Source organism: Hymenobacter sp., from assembly GCF_035709525.1.
Taxonomy (GTDB): Bacteria; Bacteroidota; Bacteroidia; order Cytophagales; family Hymenobacteraceae; genus Hymenobacter.
The window spans coordinates 1-23,083 of the sequence record NZ_DASTEP010000128.1; the positions used below are offsets into that span (position 1 = coordinate 1).

At 66.0% G+C, this 23,083-nt stretch carries 20 protein-coding genes; 16 read left to right on the forward strand and 4 right to left on the reverse strand.

Annotated features, from left to right (window positions below; translation table 11 throughout):
• Window positions 1-2,218: M4 family metallopeptidase (locus VFO93_RS11165; protein WP_325134453.1), on the forward strand; the 2,218-nt coding region annotated here is incomplete at its 5' end.
• A gap of 126 nt (window positions 2,219-2,344) precedes the next feature.
• On the opposite strand, the gene VFO93_RS11170 is transcribed toward VFO93_RS11165, so the two are convergent.
• A complete protein-coding gene (locus VFO93_RS11170; RefSeq protein WP_325134454.1) occupies window positions 2,345-2,770 on the reverse strand; it encodes a hypothetical protein in 426 nt (141 codons plus the stop codon).
• Window positions 2,771-2,898: 128 nt separating this feature from the next.
• Here VFO93_RS11170 and VFO93_RS11175 point away from each other — a divergent pair, with 128 nt between their 5' ends.
• From VFO93_RS11175 to VFO93_RS11205, 7 genes are all read left to right on the forward strand, one after another.
• Window positions 2,899-3,297, forward strand: a complete 399-nt coding sequence (locus VFO93_RS11175; RefSeq protein ID WP_325134455.1) for an S-adenosylmethionine decarboxylase — start codon at window positions 2,899-2,901, stop codon at window positions 3,295-3,297.
• Window positions 3,294-4,760 (forward strand): hypothetical protein, encoded by a 1,467-nt coding sequence (locus tag VFO93_RS11180; RefSeq protein WP_325134456.1) that lies wholly within the window; start codon window positions 3,294-3,296, stop codon window positions 4,758-4,760. The genes VFO93_RS11175 and VFO93_RS11180 overlap by 4 nt, the downstream gene beginning before the upstream one ends.
• A gap of 7 nt (window positions 4,761-4,767) precedes the next feature.
• Window positions 4,768-4,983 carry a hypothetical protein gene (locus VFO93_RS11185; protein WP_325134457.1) on the forward strand — a complete coding sequence of 72 codons (216 nt, stop codon included), beginning with the start codon at window positions 4,768-4,770 and terminating at the stop codon, window positions 4,981-4,983.
• Window positions 4,984-5,109: 126 nt separating this feature from the next.
• Complete coding sequence (locus VFO93_RS11190; protein ID WP_325134458.1) at window positions 5,110-5,325, forward strand: DUF350 domain-containing protein; 216 nt, start codon at window positions 5,110-5,112, stop codon at window positions 5,323-5,325.
• Complete coding sequence (locus VFO93_RS11195; RefSeq protein ID WP_325134459.1) at window positions 5,318-6,904, forward strand: polyamine aminopropyltransferase; 1,587 nt, start codon at window positions 5,318-5,320, stop codon at window positions 6,902-6,904. Before VFO93_RS11190 ends, VFO93_RS11195 begins: the two co-directional genes overlap by 8 nt.
• Window positions 6,905-7,063: 159 nt before the next feature.
• Window positions 7,064-9,052 carry a gliding motility-associated C-terminal domain-containing protein gene (locus VFO93_RS11200; protein WP_325134460.1) on the forward strand — a complete coding sequence of 663 codons (1,989 nt, stop codon included), beginning with the start codon at window positions 7,064-7,066 and terminating at the stop codon, window positions 9,050-9,052.
• Between the two features lie 146 nt (window positions 9,053-9,198).
• A complete protein-coding gene (locus VFO93_RS11205) occupies window positions 9,199-10,836 on the forward strand; it encodes an NAD(P)-binding protein (protein WP_325134461.1) in 1,638 nt (545 codons plus the stop codon).
• Window positions 10,837-10,980: 144 nt separating this feature from the next.
• Here VFO93_RS11205 and VFO93_RS11210 read toward each other — a convergent pair whose 3' ends face one another.
• Complete coding sequence (locus VFO93_RS11210) at window positions 10,981-11,394, reverse strand: thiol-disulfide oxidoreductase DCC family protein (RefSeq protein WP_325134462.1); 414 nt, start codon at window positions 11,392-11,394, stop codon at window positions 10,981-10,983.
• A 198-nt stretch (window positions 11,395-11,592) separates the two neighbouring features.
• On the opposite strand from VFO93_RS11210, the gene VFO93_RS11215 reads away from it, so the two are divergent.
• The 7 genes from VFO93_RS11215 (at window position 11,593) to VFO93_RS11245 (ending at window position 18,891) form a co-directional block, all read left to right on the forward strand.
• The gene (locus tag VFO93_RS11215; RefSeq protein WP_325134463.1) at window positions 11,593-11,934 is read left to right on the forward strand and encodes a hypothetical protein; all 342 of its coding nucleotides are present in this window, start codon (window positions 11,593-11,595) and stop codon (window positions 11,932-11,934) included.
• Window positions 11,935-11,986: 52 nt separating this feature from the next.
• Window positions 11,987-12,454 carry a hypothetical protein gene (locus tag VFO93_RS11220; RefSeq protein WP_325134464.1) on the forward strand — a complete coding sequence of 156 codons (468 nt, stop codon included), beginning with the start codon at window positions 11,987-11,989 and terminating at the stop codon, window positions 12,452-12,454.
• Window positions 12,455-12,613: 159 nt separating this feature from the next.
• Window positions 12,614-14,134, forward strand: a complete 1,521-nt coding sequence (locus tag VFO93_RS11225; RefSeq protein WP_325134465.1) for a hypothetical protein — start codon at window positions 12,614-12,616, stop codon at window positions 14,132-14,134.
• A gap of 309 nt (window positions 14,135-14,443) precedes the next feature.
• Window positions 14,444-15,994, forward strand: a complete 1,551-nt coding sequence (locus VFO93_RS11230) for an FAD-dependent oxidoreductase (protein ID WP_325134466.1) — start codon at window positions 14,444-14,446, stop codon at window positions 15,992-15,994.
• A gap of 135 nt (window positions 15,995-16,129) precedes the next feature.
• Window positions 16,130-16,993, forward strand: a complete 864-nt coding sequence (locus VFO93_RS11235) for an SDR family oxidoreductase (RefSeq protein WP_325134467.1) — start codon at window positions 16,130-16,132, stop codon at window positions 16,991-16,993.
• A 97-nt stretch (window positions 16,994-17,090) separates the two neighbouring features.
• A complete protein-coding gene (locus VFO93_RS11240) occupies window positions 17,091-17,675 on the forward strand; it encodes a hypothetical protein (protein ID WP_325134468.1) in 585 nt (194 codons plus the stop codon).
• 190 nt (window positions 17,676-17,865) lie between these two features.
• Window positions 17,866-18,891: a hypothetical protein gene (locus tag VFO93_RS11245; protein WP_325134469.1), complete on the forward strand. Its 1,026-nt coding sequence runs from the start codon at window positions 17,866-17,868 to the stop codon at window positions 18,889-18,891.
• Window positions 18,892-18,975: 84 nt separating this feature from the next.
• Here the strand turns inward: VFO93_RS11245 and VFO93_RS11250 are convergent, their stop codons facing one another.
• Window positions 18,976-20,994 carry an RICIN domain-containing protein gene (locus tag VFO93_RS11250; RefSeq protein WP_325134470.1) on the reverse strand — a complete coding sequence of 673 codons (2,019 nt, stop codon included), beginning with the start codon at window positions 20,992-20,994 and terminating at the stop codon, window positions 18,976-18,978.
• Window positions 20,995-21,142: 148 nt separating this feature from the next.
• Between VFO93_RS11250 and VFO93_RS11255 the strand changes: the two genes are divergently transcribed.
• A complete protein-coding gene (locus VFO93_RS11255) occupies window positions 21,143-21,610 on the forward strand; it encodes a hypothetical protein (RefSeq protein WP_325134471.1) in 468 nt (155 codons plus the stop codon).
• A gap of 167 nt (window positions 21,611-21,777) precedes the next feature.
• On the opposite strand, the gene VFO93_RS11260 is transcribed toward VFO93_RS11255, so the two are convergent.
• The coding region (locus VFO93_RS11260; protein ID WP_325134472.1) for an amidohydrolase family protein at window positions 21,778-23,083 on the reverse strand (1,306 nt) is incomplete at its 5' end.

A 23,083-nucleotide genomic window follows, 5' to 3' on the forward strand; every position in this document is an offset into this window, starting at 1 on the left:
CCTGCGCCGCGACACCGACGAGCTGGGCTTCACCCACCAGAAGTTCGAGCAATACTACCAAGGCGTCAAAATCGAGCACGCCACCTACACCGTGCACGCCCGCCAGGGCAGCGTCGAGAGCCTGAGCGGCGATTACGAAAAGGTCGATAAGCTCAGCACCACCCCTACCCTCTCAGCCCGCGCCGCCCTGGGCCGCGCCCTGGCCGCCGTGGGGGCCAAAAAGTACATGTGGCAGGACGCGGCCGAGCAGGCCGGCCTCAAGCAGCAGAGCGGCAACCCTGCCGCCAGCTACCAGCCCCAGGGCGAGCTGGTGATTGTGCGCGACCAGCGCCAGGACGCCGAAACCGGGCCGCTGGTGCTGGCCTGGAAATTTGACATCTACGCCCAGGCTCCGGTAAGCCGCGCCTACGTGTACGTAGATGCCCAAACGGGCGAGGTAGTGCTTCGCGACAACATCATCAAGCACGCCGCCCACGCCACCCAGGCGGCGGCCACCGGCTCGTTTGCCACCGCCTACAGCGGCACCCGCGCGCTGGCCACCGAAACCACCACCGGCGGCTACCGCCTGCGCGAGTACACCCGCGGCAGCGGCATCGAAACCTATAACTGCAAGAAAGGCACGTCCTACACTGCCGCCGTGGACTTCGTGGACGCCGATAACAACTGGACGGCGGCCGAGTACAACAACGCCAACTTCGACAACGCGGCCGGCGACGCGCACTTTGGCGCGCAGGCCACCTACGACTACTGGAAGGCCACCCACAACCGCAACAGCTACAACAACGCCGGCGCCAAAATCCTGAGCTACGTGCATTACAGCAACCGCTACGAAAATGCTTTCTGGGATGGCTCGCGCATGACCTACGGCGACGGGGCCAGCACCTTCAAGCCCCTGACCTCGCTCGACGTGTGCGGCCACGAAATCGGCCACGCCGTGTGCTCCTACACCGCCAACCTCACGTATTCCTACGAGTCGGGCGCCATGAACGAGGGCTTCTCCGACATCTGGGGGGCTTGCGTGGAGAAGTACGCGGTGGATAAGTTTGCCCTGGGCAACAAGTCGACCTGGGACATCGGCGAGGAAATCATGAAGGCTGGCGGCGCGCTACGCTCGATGAGCAACCCCAACCTCTACAATCAGCCCGCCTACTACAAGGGCCTGAAATGGTACACGGGCAGCGGCGACAACGGCGGCGTACACTACAACTCGGGCGTGCTCAACTACTGGTTTTACCTCATCAGCGTGGGCAAAACCGGCACCAACGAGAAGGGCGTGGCTTACTCGGTAGCGTCGCTGGGCATCACCAACGCGGCCAAAATTGCCTTCCGCGCCGAAAGCGTGTACCTCACCGCCAGCTCCAACTACGCGGCGGCCCGCACGGCCACCATTCAGGCGGCGACCGACTTGTTTGGCGCGGGCTCGGCCCAGGTCACGGCCGTGACCAACGCCTGGAACGCCGTGGGTGTGGGCGTGGCCACCACCAGCGGCTACTGCGCCAGCAAGGGCACCAACCAGGGCTACGAGTGGATTGACTACGTGGCCATTGGCAGCATTGCCCGCACCAGCGGCACCGATGCCGGCTACTACGACGGCTCGGCCCTGACCACTAGCGTGGCCGCTGGTAGCAGCCAAACCATCAGCTATTCGGCGGCTTTCAAAAGCACGGCTTACCCCGAGTACTTCAAAGTATATGCCGACTGGAACCAGGACGGCGACTTTAGCGACGCGGGCGAAACCATCGTGAGCGCGGCGGCCAGCAACGTGGCTACCACCCGTAGCAGCACTTTCACGGTGCCCACCACCGCCCGCAACGGCAAAACCCGCCTGCGCGTGGTGATGAGCGATGCCAGTGCTACCACCAGCTGCGGCACCTACAGCTTCGGCGAAACCGAGGACTACACCCTCACCGTGATGGGTGGCGTGAACACGGCCACGTTCGACGGCGGCGTCGCTGGCCTCACCACGGCCAGCCCCACCCTCGACGCCGGCGCCGAGCTGAGCCTCTACCCCAACCCCGCCACCGACGCGCTGCACCTGAGTTTAAGTTCGGGCGCGGAGCTCAAATCGGTAGACGTGCTCGACGCGCGTGGGGCCAAGGCCAGCGGGCGCTACCTCGGCAGCGGCGAAGTGAGCCTGAGCGGCCTCGCCCCCGGCCTCTACGTGCTGCGCGCCAGCGATGGGCAGAACATCTTCACCAAGCGCTTTGCCAAGCAATAGCCTGCCTTGCGATAGGTACAAAAAAAGCCCGGCCGCTCGGCCGGGCTTTTTTGTGTAACTCCAAGCTCCAGCTTGGAGACGCGCCAGGGCAGCTTTGCAGACGCAGCACCAAGCTGGAGCTTGGTGTTACAGCGCCAGCCCGCGCAGCCAGGCATCGGCGGCGGCGAAATTGTCGAAGCGCTTGAACTGAAAACCAGTCGGCGACGTGCTCACCACCGACTGCGTAGACAGCCGGTGCATGGGGTCGGCCCCTTCCACGATGGCGCAGTGGCGGGTTTGGGTTTGCTGCATGGCGCGGGGTATCCAGTTGGCAGTGAGCCACTCCTGGGCCGCAATGGGCAGCGGTGCCCGCTGGCCGTGGTCGGAGAGCACGCGGCGCACGCCGCTGTTTTGGAGCAAGGCCAGCACCTGCTCGTAAAAGGCCTGGATGGTTTCCAGCGTTTGCCGCCCGGCGGCCCAGGCCAAGCGCACGTAGCCGCCCGGCTGGTAGTAGAGCTTGCCGGCTGAGTTTTGAAAAAAGAGCGTTTCCTGAGCGTAGGGCAGTGAATTCATAAGCAAAACCGGGGGAGTAACGTGCTGGCCCAGCGCAGTTTCTTGGAGCCCCAAAAATACGACAGCCCGGCCCGGGCTGATAGAGCAGGCTGTCAAAAAAACACGCCCGCCGCCGTAGTATTGCGGCCGTGACTGCCGACCCGCTACCCCTCGCCCCGCCGCCTGCCCCGCCCGCGCCTTACGCGCCGGGCTTGCACATCCTGGCCACCTTTGGCGCACCGGCCGGGCGGCTGCGCGACGCGGCGGCCAGCCAGCAGTTTTTTGGCGCCCTGGTGGCGCGGCTGGGCCTCACCAGCGTGGGCGAGGTCTACCACGTGTTCGATGAAAACGCGGGCTTTACGGCGGTGCTGGCTCTCACCGAGTCGCACCTCAGCATCCATACCTGGCCCGAGCACGGACTGGCTACGTTCGACGTGTTTTTGTCGAATTTCCGGCGCGACAACCACGCCACCGTGCGCGCCATCTACGCTGAAACGCTGGCTTTTTTCGAGGCCGAAGAACGCAACTACACCGAGGTCCTGCGATGAGTAGCGCCCCCACTTTTCCGCCGCCCGCCGCCTGGGTGGCCTGCCCCAAGTGCGCCGCCCAGGTGCCGTGCTACGACCCGGCCGGCAGCCGCTACTTCGGCTGCTGGCAGTGCCGCACCTATTTCCGGGCCGTGCCCGAGGCCGGGGCGGGCCACCTGGTCAGCGGCTTCAAGCGCGAGCTGCCGCCCGGCCCGGCCTTGCCGCTGGGCGCCACGGGCACGCTGGGCGGCTACCAGGTGCGCCTTACTGGCTACCAGGTGCGCGGCGAAAAGCAGGACCGCACCGCCGAGTGGCGCGAGTACCAGCTGCGCCCCGTGCAGGCGCTAGCGGGCGACGACCCGATTGATTTTCCATTGCAGCTGGCCGAGTTTCAGGGGCACTGGCTGCTGATACGGCGGGCCACGAGCTTTCCGGCCAACCGCAACGGCAAGCCTTACACCGATAAGGAGTGGACCAGCCCGAGCAGCGGCAACAGCTATCGGCTCTGGCACCGCTACCAGCCACTCATCCGCGATGCGCAGGGCGAGTTCGACTGGAATATTCTGTATGATGAAGAACTCAAAATTCAGGAATTCACTTGCCCGCCCTACCTGCTTTCGAGCGAGCAAGCGCCGCGTGAGAAACCCATCTGGTACCTCGCCGAGTACCTGGAGCCCGCGCAGGTAGCGGCGGCTTTCGGGCTGAACGTCAGCCAGCTGCCCAGCCGCCACAACACCGGCGCGGCCGAGCCCAACCCGCACCAGCCCGGCCCGGCGTGGCGCTTGTTTGGGGTAGCGGCCTTGCTGCTGCTGGCGCTGGCGGCGTGGCTGGCCATCACGCGGCCTAGCTCGGCTATCACGCAGACCTTCACCGTGCCGGCTACCCCGGCGTTTACCATCCCAGCCGCTCCGGCGGCTGCCCCGCCACCCGCCGATACGGTGGGCCAGGCTGCCGCCCGGGCTACGGCCGCCGCCGCGCAGCCCGCCGCGCCCGAGCCACCCGCTACCCCAGCCACTGCCGCAGCCGGCTACAACCAGATGCTGGTATCGAAAACCATCGAGCTGACGCACCCCGCTGCCATCGACATCACCCTTAGCGCGTCGGGCCTTACCAACCACTGGCTGGAGGTAACGGCCAGCCTGGTAAACGAGCAAACCGGACGCGGCTACGAAGTCACGCGCTCGCTCGAATACTACGAGGGCGTGGAGGACGGCGAAAGCTGGCGCGAGGGCGACCGCTCGGCCAATGCCGTTATCAGCGGGCTGCCGGCCGGGCGCTACCACCTCAACCTCTACCCCAGCCCCGAGGCCGGCCTCGGCGACACCGAGCTGGTACTGGAGCTGGAGCAGCACACGGGCTTCGCCTCCAATGTCGTACTTGTTCTTTTGCTGATGAGCATTTTGCCGCTCTACCAGTGGGCGCGGCACGGTGCCTTCGAAACCAGCCGCTGGGAAAACAGCGACTTCGGCCCCACCTCTGACTAACGCGCCTATGTTTCCGCTTTTTCGCCACCTCGGGGCCGATTTACGCCGCTCGCCCTTCTACGCGGGGCTGCTGGGTTTGGGCCTGGCTGCCTTCGTGGTGCTGGGCTTGCGCGGCAGCCGCCTGCTCGGCGACGACAATGAAACCACCGAAGCCGAGCAGCACGCCGGCCCCCACCGCGCCGGCGGCCACGGCGGCTACGTGCACGGGTTCAATCATAAATAAATGTGCGGTAAGCTTTAGCTTGCCGTTGGGCCTGCACGCATGCGAGTCGTAGAACGGGCGTTCGCTGACTGCTGAAAATCTATTATTTCACTTAACGGCAAGCTAAAGCTTACCGCACACTGCGCTATGGAATACCTCAACCTCAAGGCGCTCACTGCCTCCGTCGTGTACTCGGTGCTGGGTATCATCATTCTGTTCGTCAGCTTTTATGTGTTTAACAAGCTGACGCCGGGCACCTTGCGCCGCGAAATTCTGGAAGAGCACAACACGGCTTTGGCCATCATCGCGGCGGCGTTTATGCTGGCGGTGGCCGTTATCATCAGCGCGGCCATTCATGGGTGAGGAATCGGTACTGACGCGCCGGCGGCGGGCGCGGGCCGCCGCCGCCGCCTCCCCTGCGGCCGATGCGCCCCGGCCGGCGCTGCTACTGGGCTCGGTGGCCGTGATAGCCACCTGCGGGCTGCTGTATGAGCTGATTGCCGGCACGCTGGCCTCGTACCTGCTCGGCGACTCGGTGACGCAGTTTTCGACGGTGATTGGGGTGTATTTGTTTAGCATGGGCGTGGGCTCGTGGCTGTCGCGCTACCTGGGCGGGCCGCTGCTGCGCTGGTTTATCCGGCTCGAAATACTGGTGGGGCTGGTGGGCGGCGCGTCGGCACCGCTACTATTTGGGCTGTTTGCGCACGTGGGCTCGTTTCGGGTGCTGCTGTATGGGCTGGTGGGGCTGCTGGGCGCGCTCGTGGGGCTGGAGATACCGTTGCTGCTGCGCATCTTGCAGGGGCGACTGGCATTTAAGGAGCTGGTGGCGAGGGTTTTTACGTTCGACTACGTGGGTTCTTTGCTGGCGGCGGTGATATTTCCGCTGGTGCTGGTGCCCCGGCTGGGGCTGGTGCGCACGGCCCTGCTGTTCGGGGCCCTGAACGTGGTAGTGGCGGGCGTAAGCTTGCTGTCGTTTGAAGAAACCAAGCCCTACCGGCGGCGCTACCTGGCTACCATCGTGGTGGCGCTGCTGGTGCTGGGCGCGGGCGTGGCGGGGGCCGAGCGCATCCAGCGCTACGCCGAGGGCGAGGTTTTCCAGGACACCGTTATCTACACCCAAAGCACGCCCTACCAGCGGCTGGTGCTCACGGGCAACCACCGGGGCGAGCTGCGGCTGTTTCTCAATGGCAATCTGCAATTTAGCTCGGCCGACGAGTACCGCTACCACGAGGCACTGGTGCACCCGGCTCTGCAAGACCGGCCGCAGGCGCGCCGCGTGCTGGTGCTGGGCGGCGGCGACGGCCTGGCAGTGCGCGAGATATTGAAATACCCGCAGGTGCAGCGCATCCAACTCATCGACCTCGACCCGGCCATGACCAAGCTGTTTCGCAGCAACCAGCTGCTGCGCGAGCTGAACCACAACTCCTTGCACTCGCCCAAGCTGGAGATAAAAAACGCCGACGCCTACGCCTGGCTGCGCCAGGATACGGCCCGCTACGACGTGGTCTTTGTGGATTTTCCCGACCCCGGCAACTACTCCATTGGCAAGCTTTATACCACGGCCTTCTACCAAACGCTGCGGCAGCGGCTGCGGCCGGGCGGGCTGGTGGTGGTGCAGGCTACCTCGCCCTACGTGGCGCGGCGCGCCTACTGGTGCGTGGCGCATACGCTGGCGGCCAGCGGCTTTAGCCCGGTGCCGTACCACGCCTACGTGCCCTCGTTTGGGGAGTGGGGCTACGTGCTGGCGCAGGCGCAGCCGGGCACCTGGCGGCCGGCGGGCGGCCCGCTGCCGGCCGGGCTGCGCTACGCTACGCCGCACGTCATCAGCCAGATGCGCAGCTTCCCGCCCGATATGAGCGAGGTGCCCACCGATGTAAACCAGCTGAATAACCAGGCGCTGGTGCGGTATTTTGAGGAGGAATGGGGGCCGTACGGGCAATAGCGCTGGGGTTAGTATGGCGGGAAGCTGGACGCTGGCCGGGCCTTTAAGGCGGGGAATGCAAATAATCCTATTTAAAAGGTAAAAGTGACAGCACTTTCCGCTAGCTTTGCCGCACCCCGCCCATTCTTGTTCGCACCTCTTTTTCACCTCTATTTACCGATGAAGCAACTCTTTACCCGTTTTTGCTGCTTGCTGGGCGGCTTGGTTGGCACCAGCCAGCTGGCCTCGGCCCAGCTCACTTATACGCCGGCGGCCGTGACCGGCTACTCGGCCGACGTGATAGCCGAGGGCACCGGCACGGTGGCCAGCAAAACCACCAACACCGTAGACCGGGGCACCAGCACCGTGAAATGGTGCTTTGCCAACACTACCTACGTAAACCCCTCGGGCGCGAGCCCGGTGCTGGCGCTGCCCGCCAGCGGCCTGCTCACCAGCGCCGTGACCACCACGCCGGGCCTCACCTTCCAGCTGGCCCCGGCCACCGGCAACAACTCGCTGCGCATCGACGGGGCGGCCTCGGGCACGCTTACGCTGGTGACGCCCGCGCAGGCTACGGAGGTAGTGATGCTGGGCACGGAGGGCAACGGCAGCTCGGCCGGCAAAACGTTCGTCGTCAACTTCACCGACGGCACCAGCCAGTCGTTTAGCAATCAGGTAGTGCCCGACTGGTTTGGGGGGGCCAACCCGGCCTACGTGGTGGGCAGCCGCGTGAGCTACGTCGATAACAGCATCGACAACGCCACCACCAACCCGCGCCTCTACCAGGTGCGCCTGGCGCTGGCGGCCGCCAACCTGAGCAAGCAGGTAGCGAGCATCACCGTGTCGAAAACCTCGACCGACCCCGTGCTCAACATCATGGGCGTGACGCTGGGCGTGGCCTGCCAGGGCGCGCCCAACGCGGGCACGGCTGTGGCTGCCCCGGCCACCATCTGCCCCGGGCAGCAAGTGGCCCTGAGCCCCGGCGGCGGGGCGCAGGCCCCGGCGGGCATCACCTTTCAGTGGCAGTCGTCTACCGACGGGGGCGTAACGTGGGCCAACATTGCGGGGGCCACTGGCGCTACCTACATCGGCACGCCCACCGTCACGACCCAGTACCGCGTTATCCTGACTTGCACCGGGCAGTCGTCGACCTCGGCCCCGACCACCGTCACGGTGGGGGCTACTGCCTCGGTAGTGGCCTATGCCACGCCGCCCGCGCCGGTTACGCTGTGCGCCAGCGGCACGCAGACAGTGGTATCGGTATCGCCCACCGGGGGCACGTTTAGCGCGCCCAGTGGCCTGAGCATCAACGCCACTACGGGCACCCTCAACCTGGGCGCGTCGGCGGCGGGCACCTACACCGTCACCTACACGCCGCCCGCTGGCTCGTGCGCCGGGCCGGCCACCACTACCGTATCGGTAGTGGCCCCGCCCACGGCCACGCTCACTTATCCGGCCGGCAGCTTTTGCGCGGGCAGCGGCGGCACGGTCACGCCTACTACGGTTTCGCCGGCTGGCGGCCGGTTTGTGGGCTCCACGGGTTTGGTCATCAACGCCTCGGGCGTAATTAACCTGAGCCAGACCCCGGCCGGCACCTACACCATCACCTACACCGTGACCGGCACCGGGCTGTGCACGGCCAGCGCTACGGCCAGCGTCACGGTGCTGCCGGCCCCAGCCATCTCCCTGAACTTCGGCGGCACTACCTTCTGCAAGGCGGGCGCGGCTCCTGTTACCACGGCCACGCCTGCGGGCGGCATATTTAGCAGCACGCCGGGGCTGGTTATCAATATCACGACCGGGGCTATCGACCTCGCCAACTCGACCAACGGCACCTACACCGTCACCTACAGCACTTCTGGGCAGTGCGGTGGCACGGCCTCGGCGCGCATTACGGTGCAGGGCAGCGCCGCGCCGGTGTACCCCACCGTGCTCACGCCGAACGGCGACAAGCTCAACGACGAGCTCAAGCTCAAAATCGCCGACGTGCAGAACTACTCGCTCAAGGTATTTAACCGCTGGGGCCGCCGCGTGTACGAGGGCACCAACGCCGCCGAAGGCTGGAACCCCGCCGACAACGGCCCCGGCACCTACTTCTACCAGGTAGAATATACCGACTGCGCCGGCCGCGCCCAGCTGGCCCGCAACTGGGTTGAGGTAGTGAAATAACCAGTCTGATTTTTAGCTCATCAAGCGCAGCTCTGCTTCGGCGGGGCTGCGCTTTTTGTGTTCAAACTCTTGGCTTTCGAGCCAAATAATCGGCTTGGCGCGGGCGCGGTGCTAGCTTCGCGGCTGCTACCACGCTCGTTTTTCGCATGTCTTCGCGTCGTCATTTCTTGGGGCAAGCCAGCGCCGGGCTGGCCGGCACGCTGCTGGCCAGCCTGCTGGGCAGCGTGCCTGGCTGCGCACCGGCGCGCTCGGCGGTGCGCGGGCAGCTGCGCGGGGCCAGCCACCCGCTGGGCCATTTGCTGCGGCAGCCCGGTAAAATTTCGCCGCCGAGTGGCGTCGAAGAAATTGATACCGTGATTATTGGCGGGGGCGTGAGCGGGCTGGCGGCCCGGCGCGAGCTGCACCGCCTCAGCCCCACCCGCCGCACCGTGCTGCTGGAGTTGGAGCCCGCTACTGGCGGCAACGCCGCCGCCGGCCACAACGGCCGCACTGCCTACCCCTGGGGCGCGCACTACCTGCCCCTGCCCGACCACCGCGACCACGACCTGCTGGCTTTCTTGCAGGAAGCCACTATTTTGACGGGTTTTGGCCCCGATGGCTTGCCCATCTACGACGAAACTGCCCTCTGCCACGACCCCGCCGAGCGCCTGCTGCTGCACGGCCACTGGCAGCCCGGCCTGGTGCCCGAGGCCGGCGTGCCCGCCGCCGACCGCGCCGAGCTAGCGCGCTTTCTGGCCGAAGTGGAGCGCCTGCGCCACGCCACCGGCCCCGATGGGCAGGAGCTATTCCGGCTGCCGCTCGACTGGTCGTCGGCCGACGCGGCCACCCGGCAGCTTGATGCGGAGACGATGGCCGACTGGCTGGCGCGCCACGGCTACCGCTCCGAGTACCTGCGCTGGTACCTCGACTACTCGTACCGCGACGACTTTGGGGTGCCCGCCGCGCAGGTGTCGGCCTGGGCCGGGCTGCACTACTTTGCCGCCCGCAAGGGCCGCGCCCACAACGCGCCCGCCGATGCCGTGCTCACCTGGCCCACCGGCAACTACCACCTCGCCGAAGCCCTGCGCCAGCAGGGCGGCGCGGGCCGCATCCAAACCAACGCGCTGGTGTTCGGGCTGCGCGAAGCTGCTGCCGACCAAACAGACGTGCTGGTGTACGACGCCACCACCCAACGCAGCACCACGCTGCGCGCGCGGCACGTGATACTGGCCGCGCCGTGGCACGTAGCCAAGCACCTACTGCCCCGCCCGGCCCTGGATTTGAGCCCGCTGCACGCGCCCTGGCTGGTGGCCAACCTGCTGGTGGATGGCTACCCCGGTGGGCCCGGCCAGCCCCTGTGCTGGGACAACGTGCGCTACGGCAGCCCCGCCCTGGGCTACATCGACGCCGAGCACCAGGCGCTGCGTGGCTTCGAGGAGCCGGGGCCGCGCAGCCTCACGTTCTACTGGGCCTTGCCTACTGATGCGGACAACCCGGCCGCCGCCCGGCAGCACGCGCTGGCCAGCACCTACCACGACTGGCTTACACTCATCCTCACCGAGCTCGACCTGATGCACCCCGGCCTGGCCGCCCGCGTGCAGGCCGCCGAGCTCTGGATTTGGGGCCACGGCATGGTGGCACCCGCGCCCGGCTACGTGTGGGGCGCGGCGCGGGCGCAGGCCCGGCAGCCGCTGCTGGGCGGGCGCATTCACCTGGCCCATACCGATTATAGCGGCGTTTCGGTGTTTGAGGAAGCCTTTCACCAAGGCCTGCGGGCGGCGCGGGCGGTGGCGCAGGCAGTGTAAAAACCACCTGTCATTGCGAGCGCAGCGAAGCAATCGCACCCGAACGGCAACGCTCAACAGCTGCGATTGCTTTGCTACGCTCGCAGTGACAGGCGTCTTCTATACATATACAGCCCGCACGCGGAAAGGGAGTGGCACTCCGTTTTACAAAAACCGCGCGCGCAGCGCGGGCGTGGGCAGCCAGCAGCTTTCCTGCCGCCCAAACCAGCGGTAGCGGTGCCGGGCCACGAAGCGGTACAGCCCATCGCGCCAGGGCGCGGGCAGCAGCCAGCCCACCGCCGCCAGCCGCCACCCACCGCCCAGCCGCCCGGCGATGTGCAGCACGGCCGCCGAGTGCGTGTACACGCGGCCCTCGGCCACCAGCACCACCGAGGCGGGGTCGGCCAGGGCGGCGGGCGCGAGGGGGTGGCCGTGGGCGGCCAACAGGGCCTGCCCGGCCGCGCTCTGGAGGGCGGCGAAGCGAAACTGCCCGGCGGCATCGTGGCGGATAACGAACTGCACAAACCCATTGCAGAGGTTGCACACACCGTCGAACAGAATGGTGGCGGGAGCTGGCATAAGCAGTAGCGAAAACCTATGCGCGCCTAACGCGGGGCCGGGGCCGGATGTTTAACCCGCTGGCTAACAGCCGGGGCACAAGCCAAAATACCGTATTTACTACTAGGTGTTTTCTCCAGAAAATACGCAGTATTCGCGCCAGTGCCAGGCAAGGAGCCACGTATAAGGAAGCACATTTTTTCTTTCCATAATTCCATCATGCGTACCCTGAAACCCCAACTGGCTTTCGCCGCCCTGCTCCTGAGCGCCACGCTACTAGGTGCCTGCGGCAGCAACGGCAACAACGAAGGCCCCACCGACGCCTCGGGCACTACTACCGGCGGCAGCAGCGGCACCGGCGACATGAGCATGGGCGCTGACTCGGCTGGCACCGGCAGCACCGGCTCCGGCGACCTCGGCGGCTCGACCAGCGGCACCGGCAGCACCGATGGCTCAACGGCTGGCAGCACCGGCGGCTCGACCAGCGGCAGCGGCGACATGGGCGGCACGGGTGGCGCTACTACGGGCAGCTCCACGGCGGGCGGCACTACGGGCCAGTAGCCTCTTGGCTTACACCTCTCTACCCAACTTTTCCTTTTCCCCTTTCCTGACCATGAACAAGCAAATCTTTCTGCCGCTACGCACGGCAGCTTTCGCCCTGGGCCTGGGTTTGATTTCGACCGCTGCCTTTGCCCAGGTAGGCACTACCACCGGCGGCACCACGGCGGGCACCACCACCATGGGTACCACTAGTGGCAGCACTACCGGCACTATGGGCACTACCTCGGGTAGCACCAGCGGCACCACCACCATGGGCACAGCTGGCAGCACCAGTGGCTCGATGGGTAGCACTACGGGCTCTACGACAGGCACTACCAGCGGCAGCACCACCATGGGCTCGACTTCGGGCAGCACGAGCGGCAGCATGACGGCGGGCAACGGCCGCCGCAACCGGGGCAGCAGCACTTCGGGCTCGGGCTCGGGTCGGCGCGCCCGGACTTCAAAATCGGCCAGCGGCAACACCAGCGGCTCGAACACGACCTCGGGCTCGTCTACGGCGGGCAGCACTACGCAGCGCTAGGCTGCTTTCGCAGCTTTCGACAAGGCGAAAAGGCCGGCCCGGCTGGTGGCGGCTTTTTCGCCTTGTTTTGTTTTTGGCCTGGCGGCCGGGGCACAAAACTTCAACATCCTTCCTGCCTGCTTATCAACCAACGGCAAGCTGAAGCTTACCGCACACTTCGTGGTCTTCCCTTCTAATTTGCCGCGGGCGTGGGCCGTGCTGCGGCGGCCGTTTGTGCTCGATTTGCGGGCGCTGGCCTTGCTGCGCATGGGCCTGGGCGCGGTGCTGCTGCTCGACCTCGGCATCCGGGGCACCGACCTGGAGGCGCACTACGCCAACCTGGGCGTGCTGCCGCTGGCGGCCCTGCACGACCGTTTGTGGACGCCCTACCAGTTTTCGCTGCACGCGGCCAGCGGCATGTGGCAGGTGCAGGCGCTGCTGTTTGGGGTGGCGGCGGCGGCGGCGCTGGCCCTGGCGCTGGGCTACCGCACGCGCCTGGCCACGGTGGCCTCGTGGGTGCTGCTGGTGTCGCTCCAAAACCGCAACCCGCTCATCGGCCAGGGCGGCGACGACCTGCTGCGGATGCTGCTGTTCTGGGGCATGTTTTTGCCCTGGGGCCGGGTGTGGGCCTGCGATGCGCGCGCTGCCCCGCCGCCCGCCCGCTACGACTACGCTAGCGCCGCCACCGTGGCCTACGTGGTGCAGCTGGCGCTGCTGTACTGGTGCACTGCCCTGCTCAAAAGCGGCCCCGAATGGACCCGCGCGGGCACGGCGCTCTACTACGCCTTCAGCCTCGACCAGCTGCTGCTGCCGGGCGGGCGGCTGCTTTACCCCTACCCGGGGCTGCTGCGCGGCCTCACCTTCGCCACCTGGTACACCGAGCTGCTGCTGCCGTTTGCGCTGTTCATTCCCTTCGGGGTGCGGTGGTGGCGGCTGCTGGTGGTGGGCGTGCTGCTGGGGTTTCACCTGGGCATCAGTGTCACGCTGTACGTGGGGTTGTTCTTCATTATCAATATGGTATCGGTACTGGGACTGCTGCCGCCGCTGGCCCTCGACTGGCTAACCCCGCGCCTGGCACCCCACGCCGCCCGCGCCCGCCGCTGGCGCGCCCGGCTGCCCGCCTGGCCGGTGCCGTGGCAGCTGCGCCTAGAGCAGGTGCGGCCGGTAGCCCCCGGCTGGCGGGCGCTGGCCCGCGCGGGGCGCGCGGGCGTGGTGCTGGGCGCGCTGGTGTATGTGTGCTGGTGGAACCTCGACGACGTGGCCGGCCCGCGCCGGCGCTGGCTGCCCGAGCCGGCGCGCTGGCTTGGCTACCTGCTGCGCGTCGACCAGCACTGGGGCATGTTCGCGCCCGAGGTATTTAAGGATGATGGCTGGTACGTGCTGGAAGGCACCACTACCACCGGCCGGGTGCTTGACCTCAACCGCGGCGGCCGGCCCGTGGCCTACGCCAAGCCGGCGGCCATCGTGGCGCTGTTCAAAAACGACCGCTGGCGCAAGTATTCCGAAAACTACCTCTTCATCGACCACGCCTGGATGCGGGGCTACTACTGCAACTACCTGCTGCGCCGCTGGCACCTCGACCCGGCGCACCCGCCGCTGCGCCACCTGGCAGTAGTGTATATGAAGGAAGTATCGCAGCCCAACTACCGGGTACCGCCCGCCCGGCGCGAGGTGCTCTGCGACTGCGAGCCCGCGCCGTGAGGCGCGCCCAGCGCGCCGCCGCCGCTTAGGCAATGCCCGCCCAGCAGCCCCCAAAATCACTTTTCCCTACCTCGCCAAAACCAAGGGTGCCTTATTCGCCAACAATTTATTGGTAGTAGGCCGCCTTGTTTTTTTAAGGTGCCGAGCAGCCAGATACTGATGCGGTACTAGCCAGCTACGGTGAGGCTTACCGCGCCCGCACTCCCGCGCTTACCAGCCCGGTTGCCGCAAGCTGGGCCTTAACGCGGGGCAGCGCAGGGCGTAACTCCACTGAATTGTTTGCTTGGTTTTCACTCTATCCTCTTCCTGATGCCCGCTTTCACCGACCCTGCTTCTACCTCCGGCGCTACCACCCCGAGCTGGCTGGCCACGGCCCCGGCGCGCCCCGTATTCGGGCCGCTGCGCGCTAACACTACGGCCGACGTAGTCGTCATCGGGGCCGGTATTGCGGGCCTCACCACGGCCTACCTGCTGGGCCGCGAAGGCAAAAAAGTAGTGGTGCTCGAAGATGGGGAGATTGCCAGCGGCGAAACCGGCCGCACCACCGCCCACCTCTCCAACGCGCTCGACGACCGCTATGCCGTGCTCGAAAAGCTGTTTGGGGCAGACGGCGCGCGGCTGGCCGCCGAAAGCCACGGCGCGGCCATCGACCAGATAGAGAAAAACGTGGCCGACGAGCGCATCGACTGCGACTTCCGGCGGCTCGATGGCTACCTGTTTCTCCCCAAAGACGGCGACCCGCAGGAGCTGCACGACGAGCTGGCCGCCGCGCACCGGGCCGGCCTCACGGCAGTCGAGTTTTTGCCCGATGCGGGCGCCGAGGGCTTTGCCACCGGGCCATGTTTGCGGTTTCCGCAGCAGGGGCAGTTTCACATCATTAAGTATCTCAATGGCTTGGCCAGGGCGATTGTAAGCCAGGGGGGCGAGATTTTCACCCACACCCACGCCACCGACATCAGCGGCAGCAGCCCGGTTTGCGTCACCACCACCGAGCAGCTGGAGGTGCGGGCGCAGGCCGTAGTCGTCGCCACCAACACGCCCTTCAACGACCGCGTGGTGATGCACACCAAGCAGGCCCCCTACCGCACCTACGCCCTGGCGGGGCGCATCCCGAAGGGCGCGCTCACGCCGGCACTGTACTGGGACACGCCCGACCCGTACCACTACATCCGCATCCAGGAAATGGACGCGCCAGCCGGCTACGACCTGCTGCTGATAGGCGGCGAAGACCACAAAGTGGGTGAAGACGACCCGCAAGCCCGCTTGGCCTGCCTCGAAGACTGGGCGCGCGCGCACTTCCCCCAAATCACGAAAATCGACTTTCGGTGGTCGGGCGAGGTGCTGGAGCCCGACGACAGCCTGGCCTATGCTGGCCGCAACCCGCTCGATAGCGACCAGGTGTACATCATCACCGGCGACTCGGGCCACGGCATGACCCACGGCACGCTGGGCGCCATGCTGGTGCGCGACCTCATCCTGGACCGCCCCAACCCCTGGGAAGCCCTCTACGACCCCAACCGCGTAACGCTCGCCAAGGAGCCGCTTCAGGAATTTATAAGCCACAACGCCGTGGTGGTGAAGGACTATGCCGAATTGGTTACGAGCGGCGACGTGGCCTCGGCCGAGGAAATAGCACCCGGCAGCGGGGCCGTGCTACGCCACGGCCTAACCAAAGTAGCCACCTACCGCGACCCCGAGGGCCAGCTGCACGAGTGCTCGGCCATTTGCCCGCACCTGGGCTGCGTGGTGCATTGGAACAACCTCGAAAGCAGCTGGGACTGCCCCTGCCACGGCTCGCGCTTCGACGCGCTGGGCCGCCTGCTCATGGGCCCGGCCAATTCGGATTTGGCCACTATCTAATCAACAAGTTTTCGCGCAGGGTTTCGCAGGGTTAAAGCGCAGGGTTCCGCGGTGTTTTTGCCGAGTGACACTGCGAAACACTGCGCTTTAACCCTGCGAAACCCTGCGCGAAAAAACATCCTCAAATACTTAATCATGGAAAACTACCCCACTTCCCTACCACCGCAAGCCCAGCAGCAGCAACCCGGCCTCGAAGGCCAGATGACGCCCGAGCCGGTGTACATCCGGGCCAACTACAAGGGCAGCGAGAAGCTGCAAGGCAAAGTGGCCCTCATTACGGGCGGCGACTCGGGCATTGGGCGGGCCGTGGCCGTGCACTTTGCCCGCGAAGGCGCCGACGTGGCCCTTTCCTACAAGCCCGAGGAGCAGGCCGACGCCGACGACACCCGCGCCCTGGTGGAGGCCGAAGGCCGCCGCTGCGTGCTGCTGCCCGGCGATTTGCGTAGCCCCGAGTACTGCGAAAGCATCGTAACCCAGACCGTGCAGCAGCTCGGCAAGCTCAATATCGTGGTCAGCAACGCCGCCGAGCAGTTTGTGAGTACCGACGTGGCCGAGCTGCCCCACGCCCAGTTTGAAGATACTTTTCAAGTTAATTTCTTCGCGCTGGTGCGGGTGGTGCAGGCCGCGCTGCCGCACCTGCACGCCGGCGATTCCATCATCGCTACCTCGTCCATCAACGCCTACCGCGGCAACCAGCAGCTGGTCGACTACACCTCGACCAAGGGCGCGATTACGGCCTACATCCGCTCGATTGCGCAGCAGCTAGCCGAGAAGCAGATACGGGCCAACACGGTAGCGCCTGGCCCCATCTGGACGCCGCTCATCCCGGCCAGCTTCCCGCCCGACAAGGTGGCCAAATTTGGGCAGGACACCACCCTGAAGCGCCCCGGCCAGCCCGCCGAAGTAGCGCCTGCCTTCGTCTTTCTGGCCTCCGAAGACGCCTCGTACATCACGGGCCAGGCCATCCATCCCAACGGCGGCGAGGTGCTCAATACGTAACCTAATCCTAGTTTTTCTCGATTCAGACCTATCCGCCGGGCTCACACCCGGCGGGTATGTTTCTTACTACCCTTCCACTTTTCCCCATTTTTTCGTCATGAAAAAAGCCTATTCGCACTTCGCGGCCCTTGCCCTGGCCGCGCTCGCCTTCAGCTCGTGCAGCCGCAGCGACTACGCCACCACCCAGGCTACGTCGCCCCTCACCGTAGCTACCGCCACCCAGGTCCCCGCCGCAGCCCCGTCGCCCGCCGCCGAAATGTCGGCCACCGTAGTAGCCCAGCAGCCCGCCGCCGTTGCTGCTCCTGAAGCCGCTGCCCCCGCCGTAGCTACCGCCGCCCCGGTAGCCGCTGCGCCCGTAGCTGCCCGCCGCGCCGCCCCCGCTGCCACCGCCCAAACGGCCGTAGTCGCCACCACCGCGCCGGCCGCCAAAGCCGCCAAGCCCACGCTGGTGCAGCGCCTGGCCCTCAACAAAGTAGCCAAGCAGCTCTCGAAAATCGAGCAGCGCCAGCAAAGCACGGCCAGCACCGAGCAAACGGCCGCCCGCAGCGGTTCGATTACGATTTTGCTGGTAGGGGCTATCGCCTTGCTGCTGGGTATTCTCATCAGCGCCGGCTGGCTCACCACCATCGGCGGTATTCTCATCCTGGTTGGCCTCATCCTACTCTTGCTCAAGGCGCTGTAAGTCGTTTGTTTGCAAGCTAAAAAAGCCCCGCTGGCCACTCGGCCGGCGGGGCTTTTTTGTTTGAATGTACCGTAAGCTTTAGCTTGCGAGCGAGCGTAGCGAGCAGCAGCGTCAGCAGGCGTTGCTAGGCGTGCGCCTGCGCGGCTGCTCGCTGCGCTCGCTCGCAAGCTGAAGCTTACGGTACACACTCATGCCTCAACCCTGGATACGCTCGGCCCGCTACGATGGCTGGCTGATACTCGCGCCGCCGTTTCTGGCCTTGCTGGTTGTGCTGGCGCTGCCCGCGGCCTACCGGCAGTCGGCCGCGTTTCCGCTGCTGGCCTGGGTGGCCGTGGTGCTGCTCATCGACGTGGCGCACGTCTACGGCACACTGTTTCAGACCTACTTCGACCCCGTGCGGCGGCGGCAGCGGCGCACCCTGCTGCTGCTGGTGCCGCTGGCCTGCTACGCGGGCGGCGTGGCGCTGCACGCGGCGGGCGGGCTGGTGTTCTGGCGGGCGCTCACCTACCTGGCGGTGTTTCACTTCATCCGGCAGCAATACGGGTTTTTGCGGCTCTACGCCCGGCACGACGCGCCCGCGCCCGGCCGGTGGCTGCCGGCCGTGCTCATCTACGCCGCCACGCTTTATCCGCTGCTGTACTGGCACTTATCCAGCCCGCGCAATTTCAACTGGTTTGTGGCGGGCGACTTTGTGCAGCGCGACTGGCCGCTGGGCCGGCACCTTGCCACTGGCCTCTACGCGGCGCTACTCCTCGCCTACGCGGCCCGCGAAGCATGGCTGTTTCGCCGCACCGGCACCTTCAACCTGCCCCGCAACCTGCTGCTGCTCGGCACCGCCGTGGCCTGGTACGCGGGCATCGTGGTCTTCAACGGCGACCTGGCCTTCACGCTGCTCAACGTGGTGTCGCACGGCGTGCCCTACCTGGCGCTGGTCTGGAGCCGCCGGCCCGCCGCAGCCGCCGGGCGCGGCTGGTGGGCCGGGCGCTACGGGCTGGCGCTGTTTCTGGGCGCGATTGGGCTGTTCGCTTTTCTCGAAGAAGGCCTCTGGGACGGCCTCGTGTGGCGCGAGCACGGCGCGGTGTTCGGCTGGTTTCAAAGCCTGCCCACCGTAGCCGAGCCGGGGTTATTGATGTGGCTGGTGCCGCTGCTGGCGCTTCCGCAAAGCACGCACTACGTGCTAGACGGGTTTATCTGGCGGCGGCAGCGTGTAGGGTAAGCTTTAGCTTGCCTTTTCCACGGATGGCGGGCTCGCGCTCAACACTCGTGGAAAAGGCAAGCTAAAGCTTACCCTACACTCAACTCACTTCGTTATCACCAACTCCACCCTTCTATTCAGCTTACGCGTCTCTTCGCGGTCGTTCGGAAATTTCGGCTTGCTGCCGCCAAAGCCGACGGTCGTGATGCGACTTTCGGCCACGCCCTTGCTCACCAGGTAGCGCTTCACCTCGGCCACGCGCTGCTCGCTGAGCACCTGGTTTTTATCGGCCGGCGGCTCGTTCGAGGTGTGGCCTTCGAGGCGGATTTCCAGCTGCGGGTTTTCTTTCATCGACGTGGCCAGGTTGTTGAGCGTCGGGTAGGCCGAGCCCAGCAGCTTGGCCTGGCTTTGGGCGAAGATGATGGCCGGCAAATCGAGGCGCGAGCCCACCGTGGCGGGCGTGAGGCGCGGCTCGTAGCGGCGGTCTTCGCCGGGCGCTACCGTCAGGGTGTCCACCTTGGTGAGCAGCCCGGCCGTGGTCGTCACGCGGTAGCGACCCGGCACCAGGGAGAGCTGAAAGCCGGTATTGCCGACCTGCGCCGTGCTGCGGAAATCGATAGTGCTGCCTATCAGGAGCGCCTGCACCTGCGCCGCGCCCGCGATGGGCTTATTGGTGCGGGCATCGAGCACGCGGCCGGTGACGAGGGCGCGGGGCGCTTTTTCGGGGTCGATGGGCGGCGGCACGGTGTCGGTCGGGGCCGGGCCGGGCGCAGTGCGGAACAGCTTTTTGGGCGCGTTGTCGACCTTGCCCGACGAGGAGTAGTAGGCCGTGCCATCCGGCCCGAGGGCCAGAAACCCGTCGTAGCCCGGCCCGTTGAAGCGCGGCCCCAGGTTTTCGACCGGGCTCCACTTCTCCCACGAGTCATCAAGCCGGCGGCTACGAAAAATGTCGGCCGAGCCGTAGCCCAAATGCCCGTATGAGCTGAAGTACAGCGTCTTGGTATCGGCCGACAGCCAGGGCGCAAACTCGTAGCCCGGCGAGTTCACCACCGCGCCCAGGCTCTGCGGGGCGGTGTAGCCGCCCGCCCCGTCGGGCCGGCTGAGATACAGGTCGTTCGCGCCCTGCGCATCGTCGCGCTCCAGGCTCAGGAGCAGGATTTTCTCGTCGGGCGTCAGGTAAAAGCCCGTCGCCACGTTGGTCGAGTAGTAGGCCGCTATGCGTAGCGCGGCCGGCTTGCCGCCCGCCGCCACCCGCGACGCGCCCTCGTCTTTGAAGCCCGCCGACTCGTAGGTGCCGCGCACCAGCAAGGTCGGCTTGTCGGCCGCGCCCACTACCGCCTGCACCGCGTTGTTGTGCTGGGTGTTGAGGCCGGCCGGGCTTTCGAGGCGGGCGGGCGGGCCCCAGGTGCGGCCCTTGTCGACGCTCTCGCTCAGCCAGATATCGCCGCTTTCGGCCACGCCCTCCACGTTACCCGCGAACTTGGTGCGGCTGAAATACAGGCGCTTGCCATCGGGCGAGGGCACCGGCTGTAACTCGTTACCAGTCGGCGAATTGAGCGCCGCCAGTGGCTCGGGCGCCGTGAAATAAGGCGGCCCCGACGCCTGCCGCAGCTGCAATTGAAACAGCCGCCACTGCTGGCTGGCCCGCCCGGTGGCCCGCGCCGCCACCACGGCCGTGCCGTTGAATTTATCGACCGCCGCCAGCGTGGCCACCCGGTTATCAAACCGATTTTCGAGCTGAAACGAGCCAATCGGCCCGGCCGGCACCAGCCGCCACTGCTGCCCCAGCCCGCCGGTGTAGGCGCGCTGCACCAGCGGCGTAGTGCCGCCCGCCGTAGCGCCGGGCGCGGCTTCGAGCGTGAGGCACAGGCCACTGTGCTTGGCCTCCAGGCGGTAATACTCGCCGCCCTCGCGGATGAGCACCAGCCGCCACTGCTGGCTGAGGGCGTGGGTAAATTCCCACTGCACGGCCGGCGCGCCGCCGGTAGTGGCGGCGTGCGAAATATCGAGGCTGCGCCCACTGCTACGGCAAATGATGCCGTACAGCGCCCGGTCGTCGGGCGTGAGGGGCGTTTGGGCGGCGGCCGAGAGTGCTAGTAAACAGAAGAAAAGTACACGAAACATTCGACAAAGGTCGGGCGGCGCGCCGGATAATATGGCCCGCCCGCAATGGCAACGGCCAGCGGCAGCCGCTAGTATGCTCCGGGCTTGCAACCATTCAGCACTTGGCATACTCCTATGTCAAGCTAAGCCACTCCTTCATCCTGTATTCATGAAACGCTGCACAGTAACTGCTTTTGCAATCGTTGGTGCCCTGGCACTCGCCACTGGTTGCCAAAACCGCACAGAAGAAGAAACGTGGCCCTGCCCCACCTACGATGCCACGATAACGCCCGTAGCGGGGCTCGACGCCAGCCTTTCCTGCTACCAGGAGGTAGTGCAGCCCGGCCAGTTCAAAAACCACGTCGTCAATACGATGGCCGACTATAACGCCTTATTCAGCTGCACGCCGCCGGCCATTGATTTTACTAAGTACACCTTGCTCATCGGCAAAACCACAACGCTTAGCGGCAACCGCATCACGTCGCAGCAACTGCGACAAGACTGCCTAAGCCTTTACTACACAGTTAATATTCAACAAAACCCAACTACCGTGGTGCAGCCGGCAGTATACTACGCCTTGGTGCCCAAACTACCAGCCGGGCTCAATCCTTCATTCCAAGTGCAGGTGCTACCCTAGCAGGGCCACGCACCGTAGCTGATGCTGAGCAAATACGTGCTACTTACGCAGATAACGCGCCGCCTATTGTGGGTGGGCGGCGCGTAGTAGCGCGAGCTTTGTAGTTTGCGTCCGTCCGGGTGCTCGCCAACGGACGCGAACTACAAAGTTCGCGCTACTGCTCGCCGCTAGTTCAGCCCGTACTTCTCCCGGAACTTCTTATCGAGCGCCGTTTGCTTGCTTTCGAGCCGGATGCTGCGCCCGTCAATGTAGGCCAGCGTCACGGCGTTAGTCCGCATATCGAGCAGGTCGCCCCGGCTCACTACCAGCGTGGCCGACTTGCCCGCTTCGAGGCTGCCGTAGTCTTTGTCGATGCCCATGATACGGGCTGGACTGAGCGTAATGGCCATGAGCGCCTGCTCCTTCGTCAGCCCAAAGGCTACTGCCTGGCCGGCCACGAAGGGTAGGTTGCGGCCCCGCGAAGTTTCCATATCGCCCTGAAAATCGAGGCAGTAGCGGATGCCCGCTGCTTGCAGTTGGGCGGGCAGCTTGTAGGGTTGGTCGTAGTCGTCGCCGTCGCGGCGGGGCAGGTCTTGGGTGCGGTTGAGGACTACGGCCACATCGTTTTGCTTCAGGAAATCGAGCACCATCCAGGCGTCGCGAGCGCCGACCAGGGCCACGCGCTGCACGCCCAGCCGCCGGGCCAGGCGCACCGATTCTATCAGCTCCTTGGCGTAGTCGGCGTGGATGTAGAGCGTTTTGGAGCCGTCGAACAGCCCGGCCATCGAGGTCAGGCGCAGGTTTTCGCGGCGGCCGGCGGGGGCTTGGCGGTAGGCGCTGGCCTCGCTCAAAAGCTGCTCCAGGTCGCGGAGGCGAGCGGTGCGGGCGTCCTGGCGGCGCGTGAGCTGGGCGGCGTCTTCGGCGGGGTTGGTTTTAATCACCATCTCGGGCCAAGTCAGGTGAATGCCGTCGTCGGCTTTCACCACGGCATCTTGCCAGTTCCAGGCATCGAGCTGCACGATGGCGCTCTGGCCCGTGACGAGGCCGCCGCGGGGCGTGGGCTGGGCCAGCAGCACGCCATTCAGGCGCACCGTGGGCAGCACGTCCGAATCGGTATTGAAGGCGATGAGGGCGCGCACGTTGGGGTTCAGCTCGCCCACTTCACGGTCGTCCACCGTCGCCCGGATGGCTTCTACCTCGCTCAAACCCAACGTCGTATTAGGCAAAATCAGGCCAGGGTACACGTGCTGTCCGCTCACGTCGCGGGTTTCGAAGCCGCTCTGCGTGAAGCCACTGCGCGGCCCCGTGTACACCAGCCGGCCCTTGTCGAAGGCCACGGCCGCGTTATCAATTACCTGACCGGTGCCGGTGTGCAGCGTGCCGCCCACCAGCACGATGGGCGCGGCCTGCGGCGGGGCCGGCGTGGGCACCTGCGCCTGGGCGGCGAGGGGCGCGAGGGCGAGGAGGAAATAGACTAATTTTTGCATGGTATCA